The organism is Endozoicomonas atrinae (assembly GCF_001647025.1).
Classification (GTDB): Bacteria; Pseudomonadota; Gammaproteobacteria; order Pseudomonadales; family Endozoicomonadaceae; genus Endozoicomonas; species Endozoicomonas atrinae.
Genome location: NZ_LUKQ02000508.1, coordinates 1 through 1,784 on the forward strand (window position 1 = coordinate 1; position 1,784 = coordinate 1,784).

Annotated in this window: 2 protein-coding genes; both read left to right on the plus strand. The window is 53.4% G+C overall.

Annotation, left to right across the window (positions count from 1 at the left end):
* A partial coding sequence (gene istA / locus AK963_RS28480) for an IS21 family transposase (RefSeq protein ID WP_066018658.1) occupies positions 1 to 939 on the plus strand: 939 nt, incomplete at its 5' end.
* Positions 939 to 1,706, plus strand: a complete 768-nt coding sequence (istB, locus tag AK963_RS28485) for an IS21-like element helper ATPase IstB (RefSeq protein ID WP_066018659.1) — start codon at positions 939 to 941, stop codon at positions 1,704 to 1,706. The genes istA and istB, both read left to right, overlap by 1 nt.
* Positions 1,707 to 1,784: the final 78 nt, after the last annotated feature.

The window sequence follows — 1,784 nt, forward strand, 5'->3', positions numbered from 1 at the left end:
ATTACATCCATGGGCTACACCGGCAAGATATCCCTTCTCCGTGAATACATTCATCCCAAACGGGCGCTGCGCCCAAGCCTGGCAACGGTTCGTTATGAGACCGATGCGGGATACCAGTTACAACATGACTGGGGCGAACTGGCGGTGGAGGTCGGTGGTGAACTCCGTAAGGTCTATATATCCGTCAATACGTTGGGATATTCCCGGCGCTTCTTTGTGTATGCGGCGTACAGCAATGATGCCGCGCACACCTATGAAAGCCTGGTGCAAAGTTTCAACTGGTTTGGTGGCGTTCCGCGTGAAGTAGTGGTTGATAACCAGAAAGCTGCCGTCATCAACCATCCGGGTAATGGTAAGGTCAAGTTCAACGAAGGGTTTCTGATGCTGGCACACCATTACCATTTCAAGCCCCGTGCCTGTCGACCTTTTCGACCTCAGACCAAGGGCAAAACCGAACGCATGGTGCATTACGTGAAAGATAACTTTTTTCAGCGTCATGCGGCTTTTGAAAGTATTGCTCACCTGAACCAGTTATTGTGTGAGTGGATGCAGCAGATAGCAGACCAGCGTATTCACGGCACAGTTAAGGAGCGGGTGTTGGATCGTTTTGCGCGAGAGCAGCCCTGCCTGAGCGCTTTGCCAACCATCGAGTTTGATACCAGCTACCGTGAGCTTCGCCGGGTGCCGTCGGATGCCTATATTGACGTCCGGGCCAACCGGTACAGCGTTCCGGCCCGGTTAATCGGTGAAACAGTCAGTATCCGTATTGGGCTTGATAATACGCTGCGGGTTTATGACTCCCATGATGAACTGGTCGCCTCCCATACCCTCAGCACCGGTCGCCATGAATGGGTGCTGGAGTCAACACACCACCGTGCACTGTATGAAGCGGTCAAGGTGGAAACCCGTGACCTGAGCCATTACGTGGAGGTGGACTGATGGATACCTTATCATCACTGATGACCCGGCTGAAGCTGGAGTTCCTGCCCAACGCTCTGGACAGCTTGTGTGAACAGGCCAGTAAACAGGACCAGAACTATCGTGAATTCCTAGAAGCCGTGCTCTCCTCCGAGTGGGCAGGACGCCATCAGAAAGGACTGGAAGGTCGCCTCAAGCAGGCGCGGCTGCCCTGGATAAAAACCATTGAGCAGTTTGATTTCAGTTTCCAGCCCTCCATTGACCGGAAAGTGGTTCGGGAGCTGGCGGGACTCGGTTTTGTGGAACGGGCTGAAAATGTCGTCCTTCTGGGGCCTCCCGGTGTTGGCAAAACGCATCTGGCCATTGCCCTTGCAGTCAAGGCAGCAGAGGCAGGTCACCGGGTACTGTTCATGAGCCTGGATAAACTGATGACCACCCTGAAAAAGGCTCAGCTGGAAAATCGCCTTGAACGTCAGATGCAATTGCTGACCTGCCCCAGGCTATTGGTGTTGGATGAAATTGGCTACCTGCCCATGGAGCCGGATGAGGCCAGTCTGTTCTTCCGTCTGGTGACTCGACGGTATGAGAAAGGCAGTGTCATCCTGACCTCCAACAAGAGCTTTATTGACTGGGGCGAAGTGTTTGGTGACCAGGCCATTGCAACCGCGATACTGGACCGGTTACTGCATCACTCTACCACTCTCAATATCAAGGGTGACAGCTATCGGCTGAAAGAGAAGAAGAAAGCAGGTGTACTCCGGCCGCAGGAAAACAACTCCGAGCACTAACACGGGGCAGCCTGCGATTGCCATATAGAGGGGCATATTTGCCCCTCGCCCAAAACACCATAAATGGAATGAACCTAA

Bases quoted from the DNA above. Each gene is read 5' to 3' on its own strand.
- istB (WP_066018659.1), top strand. From the start codon at position 939: ATGGATACCTTATCATCACTGATGACCCGGCTGAAGCTGGAGTTCCTG.